Source organism: Sanguibacter gelidistatuariae, from assembly GCF_900096585.1.
In the GTDB taxonomy this organism is placed as follows: domain Bacteria; phylum Actinomycetota; class Actinomycetes; order Actinomycetales; family Cellulomonadaceae; genus Sanguibacter; species Sanguibacter gelidistatuariae.
The window spans coordinates 86,926-113,155 of record NZ_FMYH01000009.1; the positions used below are offsets into that span (position 1 = coordinate 86,926).

Annotated in this window: 24 protein-coding genes; 17 read left to right on the forward strand and 7 right to left on the reverse strand. The window is 70.2% G+C overall.

Annotation, left to right across the window (positions count from 1 at the left end):
• On the reverse strand, positions 1–828 hold the full coding sequence (locus BLQ50_RS16635; protein ID WP_093186149.1) for a GNAT family protein: 828 nt from the start codon (positions 826–828) through the stop codon (positions 1–3).
• A gap of 45 nt (positions 829–873) precedes the next feature.
• On the opposite strand from BLQ50_RS16635, the gene coaD reads away from it, so the two are divergent.
• From coaD to mutM, 6 genes are all read left to right on the forward strand, one after another.
• Positions 874–1,392 (forward strand): pantetheine-phosphate adenylyltransferase, encoded by a 519-nt coding sequence (gene coaD, locus BLQ50_RS16640; RefSeq protein WP_093186244.1) that lies wholly within the window; start codon positions 874–876, stop codon positions 1,390–1,392.
• Positions 1,389–1,910: an ATP synthase subunit B family protein gene (locus BLQ50_RS16645; RefSeq protein WP_093186151.1), complete on the forward strand. Its 522-nt coding sequence runs from the start codon at positions 1,389–1,391 to the stop codon at positions 1,908–1,910. Before coaD ends, BLQ50_RS16645 begins: the two co-directional genes overlap by 4 nt.
• Positions 1,911–2,022: 112 nt before the next feature.
• Positions 2,023–2,592 carry a YceD family protein gene (locus BLQ50_RS16650; protein WP_093186246.1) on the forward strand — a complete coding sequence of 190 codons (570 nt, stop codon included), beginning with the start codon at positions 2,023–2,025 and terminating at the stop codon, positions 2,590–2,592.
• 2 nt (positions 2,593–2,594) lie between these two features.
• Positions 2,595–2,789, forward strand: a complete 195-nt coding sequence (rpmF, locus tag BLQ50_RS16655; protein WP_093186154.1) for a 50S ribosomal protein L32 — start codon at positions 2,595–2,597, stop codon at positions 2,787–2,789.
• Positions 2,790–2,836: 47 nt separating this feature from the next.
• Positions 2,837–3,571 carry a ribonuclease III gene (gene rnc, locus BLQ50_RS16660; protein WP_093186157.1) on the forward strand — a complete coding sequence of 245 codons (735 nt, stop codon included), beginning with the start codon at positions 2,837–2,839 and terminating at the stop codon, positions 3,569–3,571.
• A 7-nt stretch (positions 3,572–3,578) separates the two neighbouring features.
• Positions 3,579–4,508, forward strand: coding sequence for a bifunctional DNA-formamidopyrimidine glycosylase/DNA-(apurinic or apyrimidinic site) lyase (mutM, locus tag BLQ50_RS16665; RefSeq protein WP_093186160.1), 930 nt, complete (start codon positions 3,579–3,581; stop codon positions 4,506–4,508).
• Positions 4,509–4,526: 18 nt separating this feature from the next.
• On the opposite strand, the gene BLQ50_RS16670 is transcribed toward mutM, so the two are convergent.
• Positions 4,527–5,408 carry an NAD(P)-dependent oxidoreductase gene (locus BLQ50_RS16670; protein ID WP_342672068.1) on the reverse strand — a complete coding sequence of 294 codons (882 nt, stop codon included), beginning with the start codon at positions 5,406–5,408 and terminating at the stop codon, positions 4,527–4,529.
• A 193-nt stretch (positions 5,409–5,601) separates the two neighbouring features.
• On the opposite strand from BLQ50_RS16670, the gene BLQ50_RS16675 reads away from it, so the two are divergent.
• Complete coding sequence (locus BLQ50_RS16675) at positions 5,602–6,228, forward strand: response regulator (protein WP_093186249.1); 627 nt, start codon at positions 5,602–5,604, stop codon at positions 6,226–6,228.
• A gap of 88 nt (positions 6,229–6,316) precedes the next feature.
• On the opposite strand, the gene BLQ50_RS16680 is transcribed toward BLQ50_RS16675, so the two are convergent.
• From BLQ50_RS16680 to BLQ50_RS16700, 5 genes are all read right to left on the reverse strand, one after another.
• Positions 6,317–7,612 (reverse strand): sensor histidine kinase, encoded by a 1,296-nt coding sequence (locus BLQ50_RS16680; protein WP_093186166.1) that lies wholly within the window; start codon positions 7,610–7,612, stop codon positions 6,317–6,319.
• Positions 7,613–7,695: 83 nt separating this feature from the next.
• A complete protein-coding gene (cydC, locus tag BLQ50_RS16685) occupies positions 7,696–9,477 on the reverse strand; it encodes a thiol reductant ABC exporter subunit CydC (RefSeq protein WP_093186169.1) in 1,782 nt (593 codons plus the stop codon).
• Positions 9,474–11,144, reverse strand: a complete 1,671-nt coding sequence (gene cydD, locus BLQ50_RS16690) for a thiol reductant ABC exporter subunit CydD (protein WP_093186172.1) — start codon at positions 11,142–11,144, stop codon at positions 9,474–9,476. The genes cydC and cydD overlap by 4 nt, the downstream gene beginning before the upstream one ends.
• The gene (gene cydB, locus BLQ50_RS16695) at positions 11,141–12,190 is read right to left on the reverse strand and encodes a cytochrome d ubiquinol oxidase subunit II (RefSeq protein ID WP_093186175.1); all 1,050 of its coding nucleotides are present in this window, start codon (positions 12,188–12,190) and stop codon (positions 11,141–11,143) included. Before cydB ends, cydD begins: the two co-directional genes overlap by 4 nt.
• A 33-nt stretch (positions 12,191–12,223) precedes the next feature.
• Positions 12,224–13,711: a cytochrome ubiquinol oxidase subunit I gene (locus BLQ50_RS16700; protein ID WP_093186178.1), complete on the reverse strand. Its 1,488-nt coding sequence runs from the start codon at positions 13,709–13,711 to the stop codon at positions 12,224–12,226.
• A gap of 607 nt (positions 13,712–14,318) precedes the next feature.
• Here BLQ50_RS16700 and BLQ50_RS16705 point away from each other — a divergent pair.
• From BLQ50_RS16705 to BLQ50_RS16745, 10 genes are all read left to right on the forward strand, one after another.
• Complete coding sequence (locus BLQ50_RS16705) at positions 14,319–18,050, forward strand: Rne/Rng family ribonuclease (RefSeq protein ID WP_245701330.1); 3,732 nt, start codon at positions 14,319–14,321, stop codon at positions 18,048–18,050.
• A 331-nt stretch (positions 18,051–18,381) separates the two neighbouring features.
• Positions 18,382–18,690 carry a GNAT family N-acetyltransferase gene (locus tag BLQ50_RS16710; protein ID WP_093186184.1) on the forward strand — a complete coding sequence of 103 codons (309 nt, stop codon included), beginning with the start codon at positions 18,382–18,384 and terminating at the stop codon, positions 18,688–18,690.
• 316 nt (positions 18,691–19,006) lie between these two features.
• Positions 19,007–19,315 (forward strand): 50S ribosomal protein L21, encoded by a 309-nt coding sequence (rplU, locus tag BLQ50_RS16715; RefSeq protein ID WP_093186187.1) that lies wholly within the window; start codon positions 19,007–19,009, stop codon positions 19,313–19,315.
• 75 nt (positions 19,316–19,390) lie between these two features.
• Positions 19,391–19,648, forward strand: a complete 258-nt coding sequence (rpmA, locus tag BLQ50_RS16720; protein WP_056131185.1) for a 50S ribosomal protein L27 — start codon at positions 19,391–19,393, stop codon at positions 19,646–19,648.
• Between the two features lie 144 nt (positions 19,649–19,792).
• Complete coding sequence (obgE, locus tag BLQ50_RS16725; protein WP_093186190.1) at positions 19,793–21,325, forward strand: GTPase ObgE; 1,533 nt, start codon at positions 19,793–19,795, stop codon at positions 21,323–21,325.
• A 31-nt stretch (positions 21,326–21,356) separates the two neighbouring features.
• Positions 21,357–22,511, forward strand: a complete 1,155-nt coding sequence (gene proB / locus BLQ50_RS16730; protein ID WP_093186193.1) for a glutamate 5-kinase — start codon at positions 21,357–21,359, stop codon at positions 22,509–22,511.
• Between the two features lie 9 nt (positions 22,512–22,520).
• Entirely contained in the window at positions 22,521–23,858 is a 1,338-nt protein-coding gene (locus BLQ50_RS16735) for a glutamate-5-semialdehyde dehydrogenase (RefSeq protein WP_093186196.1), read from the forward strand.
• 135 nt (positions 23,859–23,993) lie between these two features.
• Complete coding sequence (locus tag BLQ50_RS18720; protein ID WP_175559176.1) at positions 23,994–24,146, forward strand: hypothetical protein; 153 nt, start codon at positions 23,994–23,996, stop codon at positions 24,144–24,146.
• 35 nt (positions 24,147–24,181) lie between these two features.
• A complete protein-coding gene (nadD, locus tag BLQ50_RS16740; protein WP_093186199.1) occupies positions 24,182–24,796 on the forward strand; it encodes a nicotinate-nucleotide adenylyltransferase in 615 nt (204 codons plus the stop codon).
• Positions 24,793–26,223, forward strand: a complete 1,431-nt coding sequence (locus BLQ50_RS16745; RefSeq protein WP_139185862.1) for a hypothetical protein — start codon at positions 24,793–24,795, stop codon at positions 26,221–26,223. Before nadD ends, BLQ50_RS16745 begins: the two co-directional genes overlap by 4 nt.
• The last annotated feature ends 7 nt before the right edge of the window (positions 26,224–26,230 follow it).

Below are 26,230 nucleotides of genomic sequence, written 5' to 3' on the forward strand. Positions count from 1 at the left end.
CTAGCCCGCCTTTCCCCCGGGTCGCGCCGACCCCGGGGGTGGCGAGACACCGCGTCCGAGCAGGCCGACCGGGACCCGGTCCAGCTCGCCTGGGCCCAGCAGTGCCACCCTCTCCCCGGACACCGCGCCGAGCAACGACCGGACGGCGTCGTCCTCGCCCAGCGCGCCCTCAGAGCTACGCAGGTAGGCCACGAGGAAGTCCCGCAGTGGGGGAGCGCTCACCTCGGTGACCGCCCCGCCGGACCCGTCCGGGCGGGCGAACTCGAGGGTCGGGTCCACATAGAGCGTCACGAGCAACAGCGCAGGAACCCGGGTGCCCTGCGGACCGATCTTGGGCTGGAAGTAGGGGACCGCGAGCAGCCGCGCACCGTGGCGGGCGTAGAAGCGCAGTCGCGCCGCGGGGTCCCCGTGCTCGACGCTCCCTTCGTGGTGGCCGGGGTGCTCGACCTCGGCGAGGACGTAGGCGGGGCGGACGGTGGCGACCCACCGAGCCAACGCGCCCTCCAGCAGGGCGCCGCCCACGCCGGCGCCGCGTTCCCCCGGGGCGAGCGCGAGGTAGGCCAGCAGGACGACGCCGCCGGGCGTACCGCTTGCCACAGCCCCGGCGATGACTCGCCCCTCGCGGAGCACGCCCACCGCCTGCAGCTCCCCGCTCGCGCATCCCTCGAGCAGCTCGTCGAGACTGCAGAGCTCGGCCGGGGGGAAGGACGGGGCGAGCACGTGGGTGTGCAGGGCGGTGAGCGCCGCGGGGTCGGTGAGCTCAACGACGTCGACGCCGGCTGGGCCGTCGGGGCCGGCCGGCGGGGGGGGAGCGCTGGAGCGAGACATGCATGCATCATCACCCGGCGCCGGGCTGTGCACTACCGTGAAGGCGTGACCATCGCCGTGAGCCCCGGATCGTACGACCCGATCACCCTGGGGCACCTCGACATCATCCGCCGGGCTGCCGCCCTCTTTGACGAGGTCGTCGTCGGTGTGGCGAAGAACTCGTCCAAGTCCGCCCTCCTGGACGCCGACCAGCGGGTCGCGCTCGCCGAGACCGCCTGCGCCGACATCCCCGGTGTCCGGGTCGAGCTCGTGCCCGGGCTGCTCGTCGACTTCTGCCGCGAGATCGGTGCGACCGTGATCGCCAAGGGGCTGCGCGGGGGAGCGGACTTCGACGCGGAGCTGCCGATGGCGCTCATGAACCGCCACCTCGTGGGCGTGGAGACGGTCTTCATCCCCGGTGACCCGGCCCTCGCTCACATCGCCTCGTCCTTGGTCAAGGACGTCGCCCGGTTCGGCGGCAGCATCGACGATTGTGTGCCCGACGGCGTTTCTTCCGTCCTCCGGGCGGCTCTGGATGGCACCGTGGTCGGCAGTCGCAACCCCCCGAAGCAAGGAGTGTCATGAGCAGCCACGACGAGACCGAGACGTTTGTCGAGGGTGAACGCCTTGGTGTCCCCGCCCTGCTGGAGGCGCTGACCGATGTCATCGAGCGCGCGCGGTCGATGCCTATGTCCTCATCGGTCCTGGTCAACCGTAACGAGGCCCTCGACCTGATCGACGAGCTGCGTGACGCGCTGCCCTCGCAGCTGAGCCGCGCGGACGAGGTGCTCTCCGACGCCGACCAGGTCCTAGAGGACGCCCACGTGGAGGCGGAGAACCTCATTGCGACCGCACGCGCGCGAGCCGCCGAGCTGGTCAACGCCGAGCAGGTCGTGCTGCAGGCCGAGGTGCACGCGCGCGAGCTCATCGCCCACGCCGAGGCGACCGTGGCCACCCTGCGCCATGAGGCGGACGACTACTGCGACCGCAGGCTCGCGGAGTTCGAGATCGACCTCGGCAAGGTGCTCGCCCAGGTGCACGCCGGCCGCGACAAGCTCGCCGAGCGGCTTGGTGAACCGCGCGAAGAGGAGTCCTTCGAGTAGTCACCAGGCTGGTTACCAGCCGCGGATTGGGAGCACGTCCCTCCATGACGTAGCATTACCTGTTGGTCCTGCCAGTCGCGGCATGTACCGAGATCACTACGTTCGGAATACTGTGAAGCGTCCCATCACACTCGATCCTCGTTCGCCTCTTGTCCTCGATACCCATGAGCTCAGTCGGCATCCCGGTTCGATGCGTACGGTCACGCGCACTGTCTCCGCACCAGCCGATCTCGGAACTGTGGTGATCGGCATCCCCGAAGGTAGCGATCTTGACCTTGATCTGAGGGTCGAGGCCGTGATGGAGGGGGTTCTTGTCTCCGGATCCATAGTCGGTCAGGCGATCGGTGAGTGCGGGCGGTGCTTGGACGAGGTTGTCGAGGATGTCGACATCCAGATCCAGGAGCTGTTCGTCTACCCCGAGCGTGCACAGGCCGCTGAGGATGACGGCGACGAAGAAGAAGACGTACGTGAGCTCGAGGACGATATGATCAACCTCGAACCCGTGCTTAGGGATTCGGTGGTCACTGCACTACCATTCCAACCGTTGTGTTCGCCGGACTGCCCGGGTCTGTGCTCCATCTGTGGAGTGCATCTGGCAGATGAGGTTGAGCACAGTCATGACGTAGTCGATCCCCGGTGGTCGGCCTTGCAGAGCATTATCGACGAGACGAAAGAGAGCTAGCCGTGGCTGTTCCGAAGCGCAAGATGTCGCGCAGCAATACCCGTGCGCGCCGTTCGCAGTGGAAGGCTACCGCTGCAAACCTCACCACGTGCCCGCAGTGCAAGGGCGACAAGCTGTCGCACGCTGCCTGCCCGACGTGCGGCACCTACAAGGGTCGCCAGTACGCCGAAGCAGTGCGCACCGAGCACGCAAACTGATCTACACGACTCCTAGCACCTGGAGTCAGCAGTAAGGAGTACGTCCGGTGGGATCACGAGCGCAACGCAAGGTCTCCCCGGCAACGGAACTTCTCAAGAGGCTCGGGGTCCATCTGGACCCCGAGCTTCTTGTGCTTTCCCTGACCCACCGGTCCTTCGCCCACGAGGCCGGCGGGATCCCCACGAACGAACGCCTCGAGTTCCTCGGCGACGCCGTCCTCGGCCTCGTCTCGGCCGAGGCGCTGTACCGCAGGCACCCGGACCGCCCCGAGGGGGACCTCGCAAAGATGCGCGCGGCCTCGGTATCCCAGCGCGCGCTGGCCGCGGTCGCCCGCGAGCTCGACCTCGGGCAGTTCATCTTGCTCGGCAAGGGCGAGTCGGGCACCCGCGGCTTCGACAAGGACTCGATCCTCTCCGACACCGTGGAGTCTCTCATCGGTGCGGTGTACCTCAGCCACGGCCTCGAGGTCGCCCGTGACTTTGTGCACAGGCTGATCGACGAGACCCTGAGCACAGCCGCCGGCCTGGGCGCCGGGCTCGACTGGAAGACCTCCCTCCAGGAGGCGGCCGCCGAGCTCGGGGCAGGCAGCCCGGAGTACTCGAGCGAGGCCAGCGGCCCCGACCATGCACGCCACTTCATCTCCCAGGTGACGATCGACTCCGAGGTCCTGGGAACCGGTGAGGGCTCGGCCAAGAAGCACGCCGAGCAGGTCGCCGCCCAGCAGGCATACGAGACGCTCATCGCCCGCGAGCCGCGTCCGGCCGAGCGCCAGCACGCCTGACCAGCACGTGCCCGAGCTTCCCGAGGTCGAGACCGTCCGCGACGGACTGGCCCGCCACGTGCTGGGCACAGTCGTCGAGTCGGTCGATGTGCGCCGCGACTACAGCGTGCGCCGCCATGCCGGCGGACCGATGGACTTCGCCGCCCAGCTCACCGGACAGACGCTGTCCGAGGCCGCCCGCCGCGGCAAGTACCTTTGGCTCACCCTCGACGGGACCGACGACGCGCTGCTCGGCCATCTGGGCATGTCCGGTCAGCTCCTGGTCCGCACGGGCGCAGGTCTGGACGTGATCTCCCCGCACCTGCGGGTCCGGATCGGGCTGCGCTCCCCGGACGGCGACGCGATGGCCCTCGACTTCGTCGACCAACGCACCTTCGGGCACCTGAGCGTCTGCGAGCTCGTCCCCACCCCGGACGGGTTGCCGGGCGGCGCCGGATCGCAGCGGGCCGCCCTCCCCGGCGCCGCTGCGCACATCGCGCGCGACCTCCTCGATCCCGCGCTCGCCCAGGGAACGCCCGGTCGGGCGGGGCTCGTGGACGCCGTGCGACGGCGTCGGACGGGGATTAAGCGCGCGCTGCTCGACCAGAGCGTGGTCTCGGGCATCGGAAACATCTACGCCGACGAAGCGCTGTGGCGCGCCGCGATGCACTACGCGCGCCCCACCGCTGCCCTCACGCGAGCCCAGGTCGCCCAGGTGCTCCTTGCCGCCGAGCAGGTCATGCGTGAGGCGCTCGCCCAGGGTGGCACGAGCTTCGACGCCCTCTATGTCAACGTCAACGGCGCCTCGGGGTACTTCGACCGTTCGCTCAACGCCTACGGCCAGGAGGGGCAGCCGTGCCCGCGGTGTGGCACACCGATCCGGCGCGACGAGTTCATGAACCGGTCGGCCTTCAGCTGCCCGACCTGCCAGCGGCGACCGCGGACCCCCTCGCGCTGAGGCCCGCGGGAGTCTGGCTCAGCGCTCGACGAGGTTGAGGAGCGGCTCGCCGGCGAGATAGGCGGCCAGGTTCTTCTTGATGAGCGCCTCCGCCCCCTGGGGCCGTCCGCCGGCCGCGTGCGGCGTGATGATGAGATTCGGGGTGGTCCACAGGAGTGAGCCGTCGGGCAGGGGCTCGCGGTCGAAGACGTCGAGGGCGGCTCCGGCGAGCGTGCCTGATCGCAGCGCGTGGTCGAGGGCATCTTCGTCCAGGGTCGCCCCGCGCCCGACGTTGATCACCCAGGCGTGGGCGGGCAGCTGGGTCAGCACGTCGGCGCTTATCGCGTGGGCCGTGGCGGGCGTGGCCGGCAGGATCCCGATGAGGATGTCGGTCTCGGCCAGCCGGGCGGGGAGGCCTTCGGCCGCGATGACCGGTACGCCAGCCCGCGTGCCGGGCGTGGTGGCGACGCCGACGACGTTCGCGCCCAGGGCGGTGAGCAGCGGGGCGAGGCGCTGACCGATCGAGCCGAAGCCCCATATCGTGACCTCGGCCCCGTTCAGGGTGCCCAGGCCGGGAAAGGTCGACGGGCGCGCGGACTGTACACCGCCGAGCTCGCGGGCCCAGCGCCCCGAGCGTTGCGCGTCGTGCATGAGGTCGAGGCGGCGGACGGCCGTCAGGGCCAGAGCGAGGGTGTGCTCGGCGACGGGTCCGTCGTGCAGGGAACGGCCCGAGGTCACGCGCACCTCGGGGGCGAACCCGGCAGCAAGGATCACGTCGGGACCCGCGGCCAGCGCCTGGATCCACCGCAGCCGGGTGAGCCGCGTGGCGCTGTCCGTGAGCTGCCCCCGAGGGTTGCCCCAGACGACGAGGACCTCGGCGTCGGTGTGCTCGTCCGGCACGGGGGACGTAGCGTCGTACATGACAAATGTGATATCTGGAGATGGATCGGTCAAATCTAGGGGCAGGGACGTGGGCAGGAGAACCTTCATCCCCCCACGATGCCAAACATTGTTGCGAATCTGGTGGACCGGAGCCGTCCTGAGACAAGAGATTGTCTAGGATGGGGGGGTGGACAGCCTAGAGGGTCAGACAGCCGACGAACAGATCAGCGTGATGATCGTGGACGACCACGAGGTCGTCCGTCGAGGTATCGCGGAGGTGATCGACCGGTCGGAAGGCATGGGGATCGTCGCCGAGGCGGGGAGCGTCGCCGAGGGCATCCGCCGCGCCGAGCTGGTGCACCCGCAGGTCATGCTCGTGGACCTGCAGCTGCCGGACGGAACCGGCATCGACCTCATGCGCGCCGTGCGCCGCACGCAGCCGAACACCCGGGCGATCGTCCTGACCTCCTTCGACGACGACTCCGCACTGGCGGCAGCCCTCGAGGTCGGCGCGGCGGCCTTCGTGCTCAAGAGCGTGCGCGGGGCCGAGATCGCCGACGTCGTGCGGGCCGTCGCCGCCGGGCGGGTGCTGCTCGACGAGCGGACCGTCACGCGTCGCCGCAAGGAGCACGACGACCCGACCGAGGACCTTACCCCGAGCGAGCTGCGGGTCGTCGACCTGATCGGCGAGGGACTCTCCAACCGGGAGATCGCCGAGCGGCTGAGCATCGCGGAGAAGACCGTCAAGAACCACATCACGTCATTGCTCGCCAAGATGGGCCTGCAGCGCCGCACGCAGGTCGCCGCCTGGGTCGCCGCGCGCCGTCACCACGCGTGGGCCCAGGACACCAAGCACTGAGGCTTTGAGACAGTGAAGCACCCCGAGCCGTATCGGCTCGGGGTGCTTTTCTCTCTGTCCTCGGTGCGACCGCCAGCTGGTCAGCTGGTCAGCTGGTCCAGCTGTTCCATGTCGGGCCTGCCGGCCGCGCCGGTTCTGCCGACTGCACCGGAACCTGATCGGCTGCCGAGGCCGACGACAGCGCGGAGGTCAGCGGGGCGGTCCACGTCAGCAGGGTGCCGCGGCCCGACGGCGCGTTCTCGATCGACGCGGTCCCCCCGTGCTGACGGGCCCGGGCCAAGACGTTCCACGTCCCCGAGTTACGGCCGGTCGGCGCACCGAGCCCGACGCCGTCGTCCTCGACCTCGACCATGACGGTTCCGGGTGACCGGTCGACGCCGTCTAGGCTGGCGACCGTCACGCGCACGGACACCGAGGACGCCTGGGCGTGGCGGGCCGCGTTGGCCAGCCCTTCGCGGACCACCGCGAGGATGTCGTCCGCGAGAGCCTGAGAGATCAGGCGGTCGATCGTCTCCTCGTCGTCGTCGATCGCGCCCAGGCTCTGGTCGTTGAGCGAGATGACGAGGGAGGGCGCGAAGCCGAGCCCGGTGCGGGCCAACGATGCCTCGCGGCGCAACCGCTCGATGACCCCGGTTGCGGCGTCCGGGTCACGCAGGGAGTGCACGATCGAGCGGATCTCCCGCACGGAGTTGTCGATGTTGTCGAGCGCCTCGTCGAGGATGGCGATCAGGCCGGCCTTGTCGAGCCCGCGGGCCGCTCGCCGGCGGACCATCTCGAGCTGCATCCCGGTCGCGAAGAGCTGCTGGATCGCGAGGTCATGCAGGTCGCGGGCGATCCGCTCACGCTCCTCGACGAGCTTGGTCAGGCCCTGGGCCTGGCGCGCCTCGGACAGCACGAGCGCGAGCGCGGCCTGGTCGGCGAAGGTCGATGCTCGCTCCAGGTCCTTGCCGATGAAGGATTCCTCACCGATCTTGCGCAGCAGAACAAGCACGCCGACGGGCTTGTCGGGTGTGCCCATCGGCGCGTAGAGGGCCGGGCCGTACTTGCGCATGGGTGGGAGCTCGAGATTGCGCGCGATCGGCAACGACGGGACCAGACGTCCGCGCCCGGTCTCTAGCGCCGCCCAGGACAGGCCCGTGCGGGGCATGGTCAGTCCGAGCAGCTGGTCCGCGCCCCAGCCGCGGACGACCTCCATGACCAGCTCGCCCTTGAGGCCGGGCAGCACGAGGGCGGCGGCATCGGCGTCGGAGATCTCCCGCGCGACGGAGACGATATGCTCGAGGACGTCCTCCTCGGGCGCTCCCGAGAGCAGCATCGTCGTGATGTGCGCCCCTGCGCTGAGCCAGCGTTCCCGTTCGACGGCGTCGGCTTCCCGTGGTCTCACTGTGTCCTCAGTTCGTCGGTGTCGGTGTGTTCTGTTGCTGCTGTCTTGCACGATGTTGCGCTCTTGCACGGCTCCATCATCGCTCAGACGAGCTGGTCCTCCCCAGCGACCGCTTGGCGGTAGGCCGGGTCCGCGGCGAGGAGCTCGGCGTGGGTGCCCCGTGCGCGGACCACGCCGGAGTCGATGACTATCACCTCGTCCGCAGCAGCGAGGGCGCTGAGCCGGTGGGTCGCGACGACGACGGCGCGCTGGGACTGGGTAGTCGCCTCGAGCGAACTCTTGCCCAGCGTGAGCAGATCCGTGAGCAGCGCGTCGGCGGTGACGGGGTCGAGGTGCTCGGCGGGCTCGTCGACGAGCAGGATCGGCGCGGGGGAGCACAGCGCCCGGGCGAGCAGGAGGCGTCGTCGTTCGCCGCCGGAGATCGAGGAGGCGTCGGCTCCCAGGCGGGTGTGCACACCCTCGGGCAGTTGGGCGAGCCACCCGCCCAGGCCCGCCCGATGCAGCACCCCGACGGCTTCCGCCTCGGTGACGCTGCCCCGGGCCACACGCAGGTTTTCCAGGATGGACGTGTTGAAGACGTGCGCATCCTCGGCCGTGAACACGACCGAGCCCGCTGCCTGGTCGTGGGAGATACGGGCGGTGGGACGGCCGTCGAGGAGCAGGCTGCCGCCGCGGGAGGGGATGAGGCCCGCGAGGGTGAGCAACGCCGTCGTCTTGCCGGTGCCGCTCGGGCCGACGAGGGCGACCGACCGGCCTGGGGTGAGTGTCAGGTCGAGTCCGCTCAGGGTCGGCGGCTGGCCGGGCCAGCCGCAGACCAGGCCGGAGGCGACGAGGGAGGTGGCCGCGGGAGGTGCGACGGTGTCGTCCGGCGCCGCCGGCTCGCCCGCGGCCGCCGCGTCGAGCAGCGCCATGATCCGTGTGGCTGCCTCGCGGGAGCGGTGCACCTGGATGGCCGCGGCCGGCAGCACCTGGGTGATCTCGAAGACCGCGAGCGGGGTGAGGACCACGACCGCGAGGGAGACGGGGGAGAGCGACCCGTTCGTGACCGAGGGGATGGCCAGGACCAGCGCCGTGAGCACGGCGAGCCCGGTGGCCAGGACGGCGACGGCCGAGGCCAGCCCGGAGGTCCGTGCGCCGGAGTCGGTCGCCGCGGCGAGCCGCGCGTCGGCCTCGCGCAGCGCCTTCCGGCGGGTCTCGAGCATGCCCGAGACCGTCAGTGCGGCGGCGTTGTCGATGATGTCCAGGGAGATCGCGGCCAGATCGGAGCGGGCCTGCGCCGAGCGCTTCTCGGTTGTGGACGCCCCGCGAGCCGCGAGCCACGGGCCGACGATGCCCGCCAGGACCAGGCACAGCGCGAGGGCGATCCCCGTGCCGGCGTGCACTGCGCAGATGAGGGCGACGGACCCCGCGCCGAGCACGGTCGCGACCGCGGCCGGCAGCAGCCCCCGGACGACGACGTCGCCGACCGTGTCGACGTCGGCGCCCACCCGGGCGAGCAGATCGCCGCGACGCAGCGCGGCCACCGACTCGATCCGGCCCGCGGCGAGATCGGCGTAGATCCGGGTGCGCAGGCTGGCCATGCCGCGCAGAGCGACGGCGTGGGAGGCCAGGCGTTCGAGGTAGCGGAAGACTCCGCGGGAGATCCCGAAGGCGCGCACGGCGACCGTGGCGACCGACAGGGTCAGCACGGGCGGCATCTGCGAGGCGCGGGCGATGAGCCAGGCGGAGACCGCGGCGAGCGCGATCGCGCTGCCGAGGGCGAGCACGCCGAGCCCGACCGCCCCGGCGGCGTGTCTGCGGTCGATGTCGAGCAGGGCGACGGCGCGCCGCAGCGGGTCCTGCCTCCATCGCGTCCAGCGACTCATGACGTGACCATGCTCTCGGTGCTCGCCGAGCGCACCTCGATGACGTCGTCGGCGAGGGCCACGAGCGCCGGGCGGTGCGCGACGACGAGGACCGTGCGGCCCGCGACACGGAGCTCATTGATGGTCGCCAAGACCTGGTCCTCGGCGAGGGCGTCCAGGTGCGCGGTCGGCTCGTCGAGCACGACGAGCGGTTGGTCACCGAGCAGGGCGGCGGTGAGGGCAACTCGCTGACGCTGGCCGACGCTCAGGCCCAGCCCGCCCTGGCCGAGTGCGGTGTCCAGGCCGCGGGGGAGGTGCGCGACGACGTCGTCCAGGCCGGTCAGACGCATGGCCCGGGCGAGAACCTCCTCGCTCGGGGGGGCCAGAGGATCGGCGGCGAGCGCCTCGCGGACGGTGCCGGGGGGCAGCGCGCTGCGCTGGGGGAGCCAGGCGATCTGGGACCACCACGTCGAGCGGTCGATCGTGGCGAGGTCCAGGTCGCCGGCGCGGACCCGGCCCTCATCCGGGGTGAGGAGGCCGAGCAGGGCGAGGACCGCGGTCGACTTGCCTGAGCCGGACGGACCCACGAGCGCGACAACACGGCCGGGGTGGATGGTCGCGGACAGGTTCGAGGGGGCCACCGCGAGGCGACCGGGCGCGACGACGCTCAGGCCGTCGAAGGTGATCGGGGTGCGGGCGAGGTCCGGGGCCGGGATGGTCCCGGACATCGGCAGCGCCTCGTCGAGCACGTCGAAGGCACGCTGGGCGGCCGTGATCCCATCGGTCGAGGCGTGGAACTGCACGCCGATCTGGCGGATCGGCAGGTATACCTCGGGGGCGAGCACAAGGACGGCGAGGCCGGTCTCGAGACCGATGTCACCGTGCACGAGGCGCAGCCCGATGCCGACCGCGACGAGCGCCACGGACAAGGTGGTGAGCAGCTCGAGGACCATGCCGGAGAGGAAGGCGACCCGCAGGGTGCTCATGGTCGAGCGGGTGTAGGCCTCGCCGAGCTCGCGGACCCGGGCGACGGGTCCCTTCTCCCGGCCGAAGGCCCGTAGGGTCGCCAGCCCGGCGAGCAGGTCGAGGACCTGCGCGCCGAGGCGCGCCATGACGAGCAGCCGATGCTGGGAGTAGCTCTGGGTGAGCTGGCCGACCAGGATCATGAACAGTGGGACCAGCGGGATCGTCACCGTGATGATGAGGGCGGAGATCCAGTCCAGGCCGAGGACCACGACGAGGGCGGCCGGGGTCACGGTGACCGCGAGCAGCAGCTGCGGGAGATAGCGGACGAGGTAGGGCTCGAGGTCGTCCAGGCCCCTGGTCGCGAGCGTCACGACGTCGGTCCCGCGTCCGGAGGACAACCACCGGGGACCCAGCTCGGCGGCCCGGAGGACGACCTTCTCCCGCAGGTCGGCGACCACCCGGGTGGCCGCGCGGTGCGCGAACCGCTCCTGGAGGCCGTTGACCACGGCTCGCGCCGCGACGACCGCCGCGAGCCACCCGAGGCGGCCCGCGACGTCGCGGAGGGTGGCGCCGTCGGAGATGACCGGTGCGAGCGCCGCCGCGATGAGCAGCGCCTGCGCGATCACCAGGGCGGCTGTGATGATGCCGAAGGCCGTGGTGAGCAGCACGTATCCGCGGGCGGGGGCCGCATACCGCAGCAGCTTCGGGTCGAGAGGTTTCACGCTGACGGCTTGCCTACGGTCTCGCGAGGCGGGGTGAGCGACGCCAGGCCGATCGGCTCCGGGATGTGGTGGGTGGCCAGGCGCTTGCGGAAGACCCAGAACGTCCAGCCCTGGTAGACGAGCACGAGCGGGACCAGGAAGAGGGCGACCCAGGACATGACCGTGAGCGTGTACTGCGTCGAGGACGCGTTGCGGATGTTCAGCGAGTTCGCCGGGTCGAAGGCGGGCATGACGTCGGGGTACATCGACCCGAAGATCAGCACGACGGCCGCGATGATCGCCACGCCCGACAGGACGAAGGCCCAGCCTTCACGGCCCTTGGCGTTCGTGATGACAACGCCCACGAGGGCGAGGGCAGCCACAGCCACGGCGGCCCAGGTCCAGGTGACGGAGTAGGCGAGCTGGGCCCACACGGCCCAGGCGCCCGCGGCCACGACGCTCGCGACGGAGAAGTAGCCGGCGAGCCGGTTCGCCCGGACCCGCATGTCGCCGTCCGTCTTGAGCGCGAGGAACACCGACCCGTGCAGCAGGAAGAGCAGCAGCGTGACGACGCCGCCGAGCAGTGCGAAGGGGTTCAGCAGTGCCCAGAAGCCGCCGATGTACTCGTGGCTGGCGTCCAGCTCGACGCCGCGCACGAGGTTCGCGAAGGCCACGCCCCACAGGATCGAGGGCAACCAGGAGCCGATGATGATGCCCTGGTCACAGCGGCGCTGCCACGTCGGGTCGTTGATCTTGGAGCGGTACTCGAAGGAGATGCCGCGCAGGATCAGGGAGATGAGGATGATGAACAGCGGGACGTAGAAGCCCGAGAACATCGTCGCGTACCACTCCGGGAAGGCCGCGAACGTGGCCCCGCCCGCGGTGAGCAGCCACACCTCGTTGCCGTCCCAGAGCGGGCCGATGGTGTTGATCATCAGGCGGCGGTCTTTGTCGGTGCGTCCCAGGACCGGGAGCAGCATGCCGACGCCGAAGTCGAAGCCCTCCAGGACCAGGTAACCCGTCCACAGGACGGCGATCAGTACGAACCACAGGATCTGCAGATCCATCTCTGTTGCCTTTCTCGCGCGTTCGGTGGCAGGTCAGTAGGCGAAGGACAACGGGCGGTCCACGTCGTCGTCGGAGTCGTCGCGGGCCTCGGGGGAGTCGTCGTGGACCGTCTCGGGTGCACCCTCGACCATGTACCGCCAGATGAGGCGGGCCCACACGATGGTCAGCACGGTGTAGACGAGCGTGAAGATGAGCATCGAGGCGAGGATCACCCCCGGCCCCTGGGCCGTGGAGACCCCACGCTCGGTGAGCATCCGGATCTCGTCGATCCCGCTCGGGTTCGGAGCCACGACCCACGGCTGGCGCCCGGTCTCGGTGAAGATCCAGCCGAAGGACGAGGCCAGGAACGGCGTCGGGATCGCGACCAGGCCGCCGATCGCGAGCCACTTGTTGCCGCTGATCCGCCCCTTGCGGGTGAGCCACAGCGCGAAGACCGCGAGGGCCGCAGAGCCGACGCCGAGGCCGATCATGAGCCGGAAGCTCCAGTACGTCAGGGCGAGGTTGGGGGAGTAGTCGACCGGGTTGCCGGCCGCGTCCACGTCGCCGTACCGCTCGGTCATCTGCTCCTGGAGCTCGGGAATGCCCTTGACGACGGAGTCGAAGGTGCCGTCGGCGAGGAAGCTCGTGAGCTTGGGGATCTCGATGATCCGGGTGACGCCGTCGCAGTCGTTGGAGAGGTCGCCGATCGTCAGGATCGAGAAGGACGCACCTGTCTCCGTCTGGCACAGGCCCTCGGCGGCGGCCATCTTCATGGGCTGCTGCTGGAACATGAGCTTGGCCTGGAAGTCACCGGAGACAGCGATGCCGATCCCGGAGACGATCATGACGATGAGGCCGAAGATCACCGCGGGGCGGTAGACGTCGCGAGCCACGTCCTTGCGGCCCTTGCGGATCTCGCGGACCATCCACCACGCGGCGATGCCCGCGACGAAGGTGCCCGCGGTCAGCCACGCGGCCGTGAGGGTGTGCGGGAACGCCGCCATGAGCGTGGAGTTGGAGAGCACGGCGCCGATGTCGGTCATCTCCGCGCGCCCGGTCTCGGGGTTGTAGACCGCCCCGACCGGGTGCTGCATCCAGGAGTTGGCCGCGAGGATGAAGAACGCGGACAGGTTCGAGGCGAGCGCGACGGCCCAGATGCACGCGAGGTGGATCTTCTTGTTGAGCTTGTCCCAGCCGAAGATCCACAGACCCAGGAAGGTCGACTCGATGAAGAACGCGGCGAGGGCCTCCATGGCGAGCGGTGCCCCGAAGACGTCACCGACGAAGCGCGAGTAGTCGCTCCAGTTCATGCCGAACTGGAACTCCTGGACGATGCCGGTGACGACACCGATCGCGAAGTTGATGAGGAGCAGCTTGCCGAAGAACTTCGTCAGCTTGAGCCAACGCTCGTTGCCCGTCCGTACCCAGGCGGTCTGCATGATGGCGACCATGGGGGCGAGCCCGATCGTCAGCGGTACGTAGAAGAAGTGATAGACGGTCGTGATGGCGAACTGCCACCGTGCTATGTCCAGGACGTCCACGGTGCTCCTGAGTGCTCGTGTGTGGAAGATGGGGGGAGGCTGCGGCGAAGTGATCGAGAATTGCTGGATCTGACGCTATGACGCGAAGATTTCTCACGGTAGGACCTACGTCCCGCTGGCCCGGATCGCAGGCTGGATGCCGTGTGACCTAGGTCTCCGCGGCCGGTGTTCGGAGCTGCGTTGTCTCGACACTATCTTCACAGTCTGACTTCGACACGCCCTGGCGGAACGGGCGCAGCCCTCGCCAAGGGCCTCTGTGCGATACTGGACAAGGCTCAAGGACCCCACATGCCTTCGATGCTGAGATTCTGCTCGTTGCATTCGCGAATCGCGGATTGTGGCGCGCCGCAGTCGGGAGAATGGCCCGACCGCCTGGCGCACACCGTCGCTCGCCGTTGCCTCGAGCCGAAACCGACGACTTCCGTCGCGGCGCATCAGGCGCCGACGACGACTGAACCGCCCTTGGGGCGCCGCACGTGTGGGGCGGAGCCCTCTGAGGGCACATGGAGCACACCCCGTGACGCTCGACAGCTCGAACACCCCTGAATCCTCAACCGAATCCTCTGCGGCTCCCGCAGTTCCTGCAAAGAAGGCCCCGCGACGCCGCGTGACCCGCCAGGCGGCCCCCGCTCAGACGGACGCTGCGCAGTCAGATGTAGCCCAGCCAGACACCACCCAGCCAGACACCACCCAGCCCGACGCCGCCGCGGCGGCCCCTGCAGCGGCCACGCCCGCGAAGAAGACCGGCGCGCGACGGGCCCGGAGCGCCTCGACCGTGTCGACCGCCCCGGTCTCCCTGACGGACGCGCCGATGCTCGACGTGCTCTCCGAGTTCGCCGGCTCGACGCCGGCCGCCACCGTGTCCGACGCCGTCGCGGTCGCGGAGCCAGCCCCCAAGGCGGCGCCGCGCCGTCGTCGGGCCACGTCCACCGGCACCGTCCGCACCGCCGTGTCCGACGCTGCCGCGGTGTCCGACGCCGCCGTCACCGAGCCGGCCGCCGCACCGGCTCCCGTCGAGGCCAGCGAGCCTGCGGCCGAGACCGCCCCGGCGCCCCGGGTGGCTCGCCGCTCGCGCTCACGCAGCGCCGCCGAGCAGGTCGCCATCGCACACGAGGCCGAGGTTGCCACGCTCGATGTCGTCGCCTCGATCGAGGCGCTGACTTCGGCTGGTGAGGACGGAACCCGCCCCGCCGCCAAGAGCCGCCGCAGCCGTAGCGCCTCCAAGCCCGCTGGCCCGCCGGCCGCGCCCACGCAGGCCGACGTGGTCGACGTCGCCGTCGACCGTGCCCCCGAGGTCGCTCTCGAGGTCACCGCTGCGACCCCGGTCGACACCACTCCTGAGCCGGAGACGGCGCCCGCTCCTCGCACCCGTGCCACCGGACGGACCCGCGCCTCCCGCGCGGCTCAGCCGGCAGTGGCCGAGCCCGTTCAGCCGGAGCTCGACGTGGTCGCCCCGGCCGACCCCGATCCGGCCGCCGAGGAGCCCCGCAAGACCCGTAGTCGCAGTGCCCGCGGCAGCCGGACGCGTTCGACCGAGGACACGACGACCAGCGTGACCACGGCGCCCGCTGCCAGCGAGGCCGTCGCGGCGGAGCCCGTCGCCGAGGTCGCCCCGGTGGCACCCGTCCGCCGGACGACTGCTCTCCTCTTCCAGGCGCCGGACCCCGAGGCAGCGGCCCCGCGTCGTCGCCGCGCCGTCTCGCCTGCTGGACCGCCGAAGGCCGTCTTCGACCTGGCCGACGGTGCCGAGGATGAAGACCAGCTCGACGAGGACGCCGCCGAGGCGCTCGCGACCGACGCCGCGCCGGCGGCCGACGCGATCGTCGACGAGGACGCCGCTGTCGACAACTTCGTCGACGAGGACACCGCCGAGGAGGAGTCCGACGAGGACAACGACCTCGACTCCGACGGGAACGGCGCCCCGCGCCGTCGCCGTCGCCGTGGTGGACGAGGGCGTCGCAACCGCGGCGGCTCGGACAACCAGCGTGACGAGTACTACGACGCGGACGACTCCGAGCACTCCGATGACTCTGCGGACTCCAACGACTCTGCCGCGGAGACCGCGGACGAGCCCGCAGACGACGCCGCACCGTCCAGGAACCGTCGCCGCGCCCGCGGCGCAGGTGGCAACGGTTCAGGTGGCCGCGCAGCCGCTGCCACTGAAGAGGACGCCGGGGACGACTCGGAAGACTCTGATGACTCCGACGACTCTGATGACTCCGACGACGCCAGCTCGAGCCGCCGTCGCCGTCGTCGTCGCCGCGGGACCCGCGGGGGAGAGGCCGATTCCGCTGCGCCGTCGACCACTCAGCAGTCCTCGACCCGGACCCGCGCGCCGCGCGTCGCCTCGGACGAGGTGACCGCGCTCAAGGGGTCCACCCGTCTGGAGGCCAAGCGCCAGCGCCGCCGTGAGGGACGCGACGCCGGTCGTCGTCGCTCGATCATCACCGAGTCCGAGTTCCTGGCCCGCCGCGAGGCCGTCGAGCGCTCGATGATCGTTCGTGAGCGGGCCGGTCGCACGCAGATCGCCGTCCTGGAGGACGGGGTGCTCGTCGAGCACTACGTCTCCCAGCAGTCACAGGCGTCGATGGCCGGGAACGTCTACCTCGGCCGCGTGCAGAACGTGCTGCCGAGCATGGAGGCGGCCTTCATCGATGTGGGCAAGGGGCGCAACGCGGTCCTCTACGCCGGTGAGGTCAACTGGGACGCGGCCGGCCTCGAAGGCCAGCCGCGACGAATCGAGAAGGCGCTCAAGTCCGGTGACTCTGTCCTCGTGCAGGTCACCAAGGACCCGATCGGTCAGAAGGGTGCCCGCCTGACGTCTCAGGTGACCCTCGCCGGTCGCTACCTCGTCTACGTGCCCGGCGGTGGCATGACGGGGATCTCCCGCAAACTGCCCGACAACGAGCGTGCCCGCCTGAAGAAGATCCTCCGCGAGGTCGTTCCCGAGACGGCGGGCGTCATCGTGCGGACCGCGGCCGAGGGCGCGAGCGAGGCCGAGCTCCGGGCGGACATCGCCCGACTGCAGGCCCAGTGGGACGCGATCGAGAAGAAGGCGAAGACCGCCTCGGCCCCCGCGCTCCTGCAGGGTGAGCCGGACCTCGCGATCCGCGTCGTCCGCGACATCTTCAACGACGACTTCTCCTCCCTCACGGTGTCCGGGAACGACGCCTGGACGGAGATCTCGCAGTACGTCAACGAGCTCGCCCCGGACCTCGCCGACCGCGTGACGCACTGGGTGAGCGAGAAGGATGTCTTCGCCGAGGCGCGGATCGACGAGCAGCTCGCCAAGGGCTTGGACCGCAAGGTCTACCTGCCTTCGGGCGGTTCGCTGGTCATCGACCGGACCGAGGCCATGACGGTTGTCGACGTCAACACCGGGAAGTTCACCGGCTCCGGTGGGACCCTCGAGGAGACGGTGACCCGCAACAACCTCGAGTCCGCCGAGGAGATCGTCCGCCAGCTGCGGCTGCGAGACATCGGCGGGATCATCGTCATCGACTTCATCGACATGGTCCTGGAGTCCAACCGTGACCTCGTGCTGCGCCGTCTGGTCGAGTGCCTGGGCCGGGACCGGACCAAGCACCAGGTCGCCGAGGTCACCTCGCTCGGGCTCGTGCAGATGACCCGCAAGCGCGTGGGCCAGGGCCTCGTCGAGGCCTTCAGCGAGACCTGTGACCACTGCAACGGGCGCGGGTTCATCGTCCACGACGAGCCGAACGAGAAGCACTTCCAGGGTGGTTCCGAGCCGTCGAACGCGCAGATGTCGGCGCACGGCGCGCCGGCGGAGAGCGACGACAGCGCCGCCTCGCGGTCGCGTCGCAAGCGTGGCGGCACCTCTGTGGTCGAGGCTCCCTCGGTCGCCGTCCCGGTGCTGCCGCAGGCTCGTGAGGCGGTCAAGGCCACCCTCGCGACCATCGCAGCCGCTGCTGCTCATGCTCACGACCACGACCACGACGCCGCTCGTCACGACGAGCAGCCGGTAGTCGAGCAGCCTGTGGTAGTCGAGCAGCCTGTGGTCGTCGAGGCGCCAGCCGAGAGCGAGCAGCAGGCCGACGGCGACGCGGTCGCACCCGAGGAGGCGACCGTCCCGGTCGTCGTCGAGGAGCCCGCTGAGGCGCCTGTAGCCCCCAAGCGCCCGGCGCGGACCAGCCGCCGTGCCACCCGTACGGCCCCGTCGCGCACTGCGCCGTCCCGTGACGTACTCGACGTCTTCGCCGAGGTCGAGGCGTCCCAGCGGGAGGCTGCTGAGGCGGCGGTGCCCGCGGAGGCTTCGTTTCCCGCAGGAGACGAAGCCGCCCAGGGCGAGTCTGTGGCAGCGCCTGAGGCGCAGGGGTAGGTAGCGTTTTGGTAGTTCCGCATGCCAAGAACCCGCAGGGGCGGACGACCATGTCGTCCGCCCCTGCGGCGTCCCCGCCGGTGGTCCTGCGTCCCTGGACGGCGACGGACCTGCCGGTCTATCGCGAGTGGCTGCGTCCCCACCACGACTGGCACCGCTGGGAGGGTCCGTACTACGCCCGGCCTACGGAAGCGGAGGCCGACGCCACGGTGGCCCGTCTCGCGGAGACGGTCGCCGAGCGCGGAGGGATCCCGATGCGGGAGGAGGGCCTGCCCCCGGCCCAGCTCGTCGTGGCCAGCGGAGAGGACAACTCCTTCTGCGGGACGGTGTCGTGGTACTGGGAGTCGCGGGAGACCGACTGGGCACGGATGGGGATCGTCCTGCACGGTCCCGGCTGCGTGGGCGTGGTGCCGGGACCTCTGCCCTCGCCCAGTGGACGACTCTCCTGTTCGAGGCGACCGCGTGGCGGCGGCTCGACTTCGCGACGTGGTCGGGCAACACGGCCATGTGCCGGGTGGGCGAACGCCTCGCCTTCGTCCGGGAGGCGACCTTCCGTAGGGCCCGGGTCGTGGAGGGCGAGGTCTACGACTCGGTCGTTTACGGGGTGCTTCGCGAGGACTGGGCTGTGTGGGCGGGCTGAGAACGCACGTCACACTCTCCCGGTAGGCAAGTGGTCGCCGGATGGCCCGGAGTAGGGCATGATTAGCACCGGAGCCCTTGTGGTTTCACTCTGTCCTCAGTTCGCAAGTGGTTCGTCCGCGGTCGTAGGGTTTCACCTGGAATCCGAAGGCGTGATCGGCCCTGCAAGCAGGATGCCCTCGTTGGCATTTGACCCTGAGCGCAAGATTCCGTAATCTTGAACGTCGGCGCGTGAGTGTTGCGTGCTGGTCCCCGTGTGCTCCCGAGATTCACTCGGTGATGAGCACGCCGCAGAGACTAAGAGAGATGAGCAGCACGTGGTGTACGCGATTGTCAAGGCCGGTGGCCGCCAGGAGAAGGTTTCCGTTGGCGACGTCGTCGTCGTCGACCGACTGTCCGGCGACGCTGGCGAGTCCATCGAACTTCCCGCGCTGCTTCTGGTTGACGGGGAGAAGGTGACCACCGACGCGGCAGCGCTCGCCAAGGTGAAGGTCACCGCCGAGATCGTTCGGGACGAAAAGGGCCCGAAGATCATCATCCTGAAGTTCAAGAACAAGACCGGTTACCGCAAGCGTATGGGTCACCGTCAGCAGCTGACCCGCCTGAAGGTCACCAGCATCAAGTGATTCCTCGTCGCGGCGGGCTGTGCCTGCTTCGAACGGTTCTTCCACACACTTCTCAGCAGGAAAGCAGGTTCGGCCATGGCACACAAAAAGGGTGCGAGCTCCTCGCGCAACGGTCGCGACTCGAACGCACAGCGCCTCGGTGTCAAGCGCTTCGGTGGTCAGGTCGTCAGCGCGGGTGAGATCATCGTCCGCCAGCGCGGCACGCACTTCCACCCGGGCAACAACGTGGGCCGTGGCGGAGACGACACGCTCTTCGCGCTGACCGCGGGTGCTGTCCAGTTCGGTACGCGTCGTGGCCGCAAGGTCATCGACATCGTCGAGGCTGGCGTCTGAGCTTCAGACACACCGTAGTTCTTGGGAGAGGGGCGCACCGTGCGGTGCGCCCCTCTCTTTCATTCATGCGTTTCCTGCTGGCAGGAGCCGACGATCCAGCCTTGGTGAGTTCGCAGCTGACAGCGCTAGATGATTGGTAGATCGATGGCTTCGTTCGTAGACCGCGTAGTCCTGCACGCCTCTGGCGGGAATGGTGGCAACGGATGCGCCTCGATCCGTCGAGAGAAGTTCAAGCCGCTGGCCGGCCCCGACGGCGGCAACGGTGGTAGTGGCGGCAGCGTGATCCTGCGCGTCGACGGCCAGGTCACGACCCTGCTCGACTTCCACCACCTGCCGCACCGGCACGCGTCCTCGGGCACCCAGGGCGCCGGTGACCACCGCGAGGGTCACAACGGCGAAGACCTTGTCCTGGCAGTTCCCGACGGCACGGTCGTCAAGGACCCCGAGGGCAACATCATCGCCGACCTCGTCGGCCTGGGCGCCGAGTACGTCGTGGCCGAGGGTGGGCACGGAGGCCTCGGCAACGCCGCCCTCGCGTCCAAGCGCCGCAAGGCTCCCGGCTTCGCGCTGCTCGGCGAGCCTGGCTTCGAGGCGGACATCGTCCTCGAGCTCAAGACCATCGCCGACGTCGCGCTCGTGGGCTACCCGAGCGCCGGCAAGTCCAGCCTCATCGCCGCGATCTCCGCCGCGCGCCCCAAGATCGCCGACTACCCCTTCACGACCCTCGTCCCCAACCTCGGGGTCGTCCAGGCCGGTGGCTCGCGCTACACGGTCGCCGACGTGCCTGGGCTGATCGCCGGCGCGAGCGAGGGCAAGGGCCTCGGCCTGGAGTTCCTGCGCCACATCGAGCGGTGCGCGGTTCTCGTCCACGTGATCGACTGCGCGACCCTCGAGCCCGGCAGGGACCCGCTGAGCGACCTCGAGATCATCGAGGCAGAGCTCGCGGCCTATGCCCCTGACCTCAACTTCAACTCCGACGGCCTGCGGATCCCGCTGACCGAGCGTCCGCGGCTCATCGTGCTCAACAAGATCGACGTCCCCGAGGCCCGCGAGCTGGCCGAGCTGGTCCGCCCCGACCTCGAGGCACGCGGCGTCAAGGTGTTCGAGGTCTCTGCGGCCAGCCACGAGGGCCTCAAGAAGCTCACGTACGAGCTGGCGGAATACGTCGAGCGGGCCCGCAAGTTCGCGCCCAAGCCGGGTGCCGCACGCACGATCATCCGCCCCAAGGCGGTCGACGACGCGGGCTTCACGGTCCAGCGCAAGGAGTCGGGCGGCGTTCCCTTCTACGAGATCCGCGGCACGAAGCCTGAGCGCTGGGTCCGCCAGACCGACTTCTCGATCGACGAGGCCGTCGGGTACCTGGCAGACCGCCTCGGCACCCTCGGCGTCGAGCGTGAGCTCTTCAAGGCCGGCGCGGTGGCCGGCGACGAGGTCCGGATCGGCCCCGAGCACAACTCCGTCATCTTCGACTGGGAGCCCACCCTCATCACCGGCGCCGAGCTGCTCGGCGGTCCCCGTGGGACCGACGCGCGCATCTCGGAGTCGCTGCGCCCCACCCGCGAGGAGAAGCGCCGGGACTACACAGTCCGGATGGACGCCAAGGCCGAGGCCCGCGCCGAGCTGTGGACCGAGCGCGAGGCGGGCGTCTGGATCGACCCCGAGGTGGACAGCAAGTAGGGCACAGGTCAAAAGGCGGGAGAATGGTCCGGTGAGCTCACCTCAGGTCACCCAGACCCTGTCCCGCAACCACCTGCGCACCGCACACCGGATCGTCGTCAAGGTGGGGTCGTCGTCACTGACGGCCCCCGACGGCCGGCTCGACGTCGCCGCGCTGCGGGCCCTCGTCGACGTGCTCGCCGCGCGTCGCGCCGACGGTCATCAGGTTGTCCTGGTGACCTCGGGTGCGATCGCGGCCGCACTCGGCCCCCTCGGCCTGTCCGCCCGGCCCAGGGACCTCGCGACCGCGCAGGCGGCCGCGTCGGTGGGCCAGGGCCTGCTTGTCGCCCGGTACACCGAGGCATTTGCCTCGCACGGGCTGCGCGTCGGCCAGATCCTGCTCACCGCCGAGGACACGGTCCGGCGTGGCCACTACCGCAACGCCCAGCGTTCCCTCGAGCGTCTGCTCGACCTCGGCGTGGTGCCCGTGATCAACGAGAACGACGCCGTGGCCACGGACGAGATCCGCTTCGGCGACAACGACCGGCTCGCAGCCCTCGTCTCCCACCTCGTGCGCGCCGACGCCATGGTGCTGCTCACCGACGTCGACGGCCTGCACGACGGCCCGCCCTCACGTCCCGGGTCCCGGCGGATCGCACAGGTGAACGGACCCGGCGACATCGAGGGCATCGAGGTCACCGGGCGCGGCAGCGCGGTGGGTACCGGTGGGATGCTCACCAAGCTGGAGTCCGTGTCGATCGCGACGGCGTCGGGCGTCCCGGTCGTGCTGACCAAGACCTCCAACGTCGCCCGCGCCCTGGCCGGAGAAGACGTCGGTACCTGGTTCGTGGCGACCGGACGCCGCACCACACGGCATCGCCTGTGGCTCGGCTACGCGGCCAAGGTTCGTGGCCGCCTCGTGCTCGACGACGGGGCGGTGCGCGCGGTCCTCGGCGGGACGGCCTCGCTGCTGCCCGCCGGGATCACCGGCGTCGAGGGCGACTTCGAGTCGGCCGACCCGGTCGAGCTCGTCGACAGCCGGGGCCGGGTCGTCGCCCGCGGGCTGACCTCCTACGACGCGAGCGAGATCCCCGGCATCATGGGCCAGTCCACCGGAGCGCTGCGGGACTCCCACGGGGCGGGGTACGACCGCGCCGTCGTGCACCGAGACGACCTCGTGCTCGTGCGGCAGCACCGCAAGCGCTAGCCTGGAGGGATGACTCAGGTTGCGGATCAGGCTGGCGTGGCAGTTCAGACGGGCGGCGCGGTTACCGACGTGTCGGAGGCGGTCCTTGCGATCGCCCGACGGGCGAAGGTCGCCTCGCGCGTGCTGGCCACGGCCACCCGCGCGACCAAGGACGGCGCGCTGCACGCCCTCGCTGACGCACTCGTCGCCTCGACGAGCGAGATCGTCGCGGCGAACGACGTCGATACCGCGCGCGGACGCGGGAACGGCACCTCACCCGGACTGCTCGACCGCCTCGCGCTCACCCCGGAACGGATCGTCGCGATCGCCGACGCCCTGCGTGAGCTCGCCTCTCTGCCCGACCCGGTCGGCGAGGTGGTGCGCGGGTCCACCCTGCCCAACGGCCTGCGGCTGCGCCAGATCCGGGTGCCGATGGGCGTTGTCGGGATGATCTACGAAGCCCGCCCCAACGTGACGGTCGACGCGGCCGGGCTCGCGCTCAAGAGCGGCAACGCGGTGATCCTGCGCGGGGGGAGCGCGGCGGCAAGCTCGAACGAGGTGATCGTCCGGGTCCTCGGCGAGGCGCTCGCCGGCTGCGGCCTGCCGGCCGACCTCGTGCAGTCGATCGACGCCTACGGGCGCCCGGGCGCCGTCGCGCTCATGCACTCCCGCGGCCTCGTCGACGTGCTCGTGCCGCGCGGCGGTGCGGACCTCATCCAGACGGTCGTGCGGGAGTCCACGGTCCCGGTCATCGAGACGGGCGTGGGCAACTGTCACGTCTACCTCGACGCCTCCGCGGGGCTGGAGAGCTCGATCAACATCGTGCTCAACTCCAAGACGCACCGGGTAGGCGTGTGCAACGCCGCCGAGACGCTGCTCGTGCACGCCGACGCGGCACCGACCGTGCTCCCGGGCGTGCTCGCGGCGCTCGGTGCGGCGGGCGTCGTCGTGCACGCGGACGAGGCGACGGCCGAGCTCGCGGCGACTCACGGCCTCTCACCCGACCTGGTGACGGTCGTCGCGGCGACCGACGAGGACTGGGCCAAGGAGTACCTCTCCCTCGACCTCGCCGTCCGGATCGTGCCCGGCCTGGACGAGGCGATCGAGCACATCCGGACGTGGACGTCGGGACACACCGAGGCGATCGTCACGGCGGACCTGAGGTCCTCCGAGCGCTTCGTGGCCGAGCTCGACTCCGCTGCGATCATGGTCAACGCCTCGACCCGGTTCACCGACGGCGGCCAGTTCGGTCTCGGAGCGGAGATCGGGATCTCGACCCAGAAGCTGCACGCCCGCGGGCCGATGGGCCTGGCCGAGCTGACGACGACCAAGTGGGTCGTCAACGGAGACGGTCACATCCGTTCCTGACGCGCCCGATCATCAAGTCCGAGGGTCGATGTGCCGACAGAGAACGTGAGAGACTGGGCGCCAAGATCTGCTCGCCGACGGTGAGCAGCGAGGCGCAACGAAGGCTCGTTCAACGAGCGATTTCTGGAGGATGACGTGCTCACAACAGTTCTGGCCGCCGCTGAAGAGTCCGAGGTCGTGAACCACCTCCCGATGCCCCCGATCGCCTTTGGCATTACGGCATTTGTCGTCCTCACGGCCCTGCTCGTGGTCACCTACGCGTTCCGCAGCGTGTGGACCCGTCACTGACGGTTGCGTCCGTCGACCTCCTGGATCCTGGGCCGATGACAGTGCAGCGACGCCGGGTGGGTGTGATGGGCGGCACGTTCGACCCTATCCACCACGGTCACCTGGTGGCCGCGAGCGAGGTCGCTGCGCGCTTCGAGCTGGACGAGGTCGTATTCGTGCCGACCGGGCAGTCCTCGTTCAAGCAGGACCAGGACGTGAGCCCGGCCGAGCACCGCTATCTCATGACGGTGATCGCGACCGCGTCGAACCCGCGTTTCACCACGAGCCGGGTGGACATCGACCGCGCGGGCCTGACCTACACCGTCGACACGCTGCGTGACCTGCGCAGCGAACGCCCGGACGTCGATCTCTTCTTCATCACGGGGGCCGACGCGATCGAGCAGATCGCAGGCTGGAAGGATGCCGAGGAGCTGTGGGAGATGGCACACTTCGTCGCGGTGAGCCGACCCGGTCACACCCTCTCGGTCGCCGCGCTCCCGCCGTCGGTCGTCAGCGCGCTGGAGATCCCGGCGCTGGCGATCTCCTCCACGGACTGCCGGGCACGTGCTAAGGCCGGTGACCCCGTCTGGTATCTCGTGCCGGACGGTGTTGTGCAATACATCGCGAAGTATGGACTGTATCGGGAGTCAGCTGTGAAGGTCGCGTCATGACGAATCCGAACGACGGTGCCCCCCTGACCCGGCGTCAGCTTCGCGAGCTCGCGGCGCAGGCGTCCGGTCAGAACGCAGCCCCGGCCGGGCAGGTCGCGCCTGTGTCTCCGGTTGCTGCGGCAGCCGCTCAGCCGGCGACCCACCAGCAGGCGCCGGCGCGTGTCGCAACGCAGCCGGGCATCGCCCCGGCCCAGCAGCCCATGCGTACCCGGACGGCTCCCCACGGTTACCCCCAGGCCGATGGGCTGCCGACCCGGCGCCCCGGAGCGGGGGAGCACATTTCCGCCCCCGTCCAGCCAGCCCAGCCAGCCCAAGGCGCACGACCCGCGACGGCGCTGCCGCAGCGCGCGGTGAGCCCCGCAGGCCCGCCGGTCAGTCGGGTCGGGCGGCCCGAGGGCACCCAGGCTGGCTCAGGTCAGGCACCCGTTCAGGCACCGGGCCTGGCTCCGCAGTCCCCGGTGCCGTCACGTCGTTCGTTGCGGGAGCAGACATCGTCGCATCGCGTCGTCATCGTTCCGCCCACTCAGACGAGCGGCATCCGCACGATCGACGAGACGGGTGCGCTCTCCGCGATCCGCGACCTCGGGTCGAGTCGTCCGCCGATGTCCGCGCGCCCCGCCCCTGCTCAGCCCGTGGCCATCAAGCCCGCAACACCTCAGCCCGGCCTGCGCCCGGCCCTCGCGGAGCCGCAACGCCCGTCGCTGCAACGCCCTCCGGCGCAGCAGTCGGCTCCGGGACACACCTGGCCGGCTCCGGCCGCCCACCCGCCCGTCATTCGCGACCAGATCGGTCAGACGTTCGCGCCCCAGGGACCGGGCGGCCTGCGGGTCACGAACGCCCTGTCCGCGAACGCCGCCGACGCCGCGCAGGCAGCTCCGTTGCTGCGCGAGCAGGCAGCACGCGAGCAGGCAGCACGAGACCAGGCCGTCCGAGACCAAGCAGTCCGTGAGCAGGCAGCCCGCCTGGGCGGAGCGCCGCCCGCCTGGAAACCCGCGCCGGCGTCGGACACGGTATGGCCGGCTCAGGAGCCGGTACGCGCCGCGACCACGACCGAGGGCGACGCCCCGATGTTCCGTCAGCGGGTGACCGCCCCGGGCTTCGAGCCCGTGCCGGCCCTGCAAGGCTCGTCCGCCGGCCTCGTCGGGACGCTGCCCGCGTGGGACTCGATCACGACGCCGCCACCTGCGGCGGAACGTCTCGAAGCCGACGGAGACGAAGATGAGGACGACGATCTTGACGATGATGAGCCAGATCACAAGTACACCTGGTTGCACTATCTGATCCTCGTCGCGGTAGCGTTCGTCCTGGGCCTGATCATCTGGAAGGTCGGCCTGGAGAATCGCGGCGTGGCCTCGCCAGCAGATTCTGCTGCGAGCTACGGCATCGTCATCGACGCCCCGCGCACCCCGCAAGACTTTTACCTCTAAGGAGAGC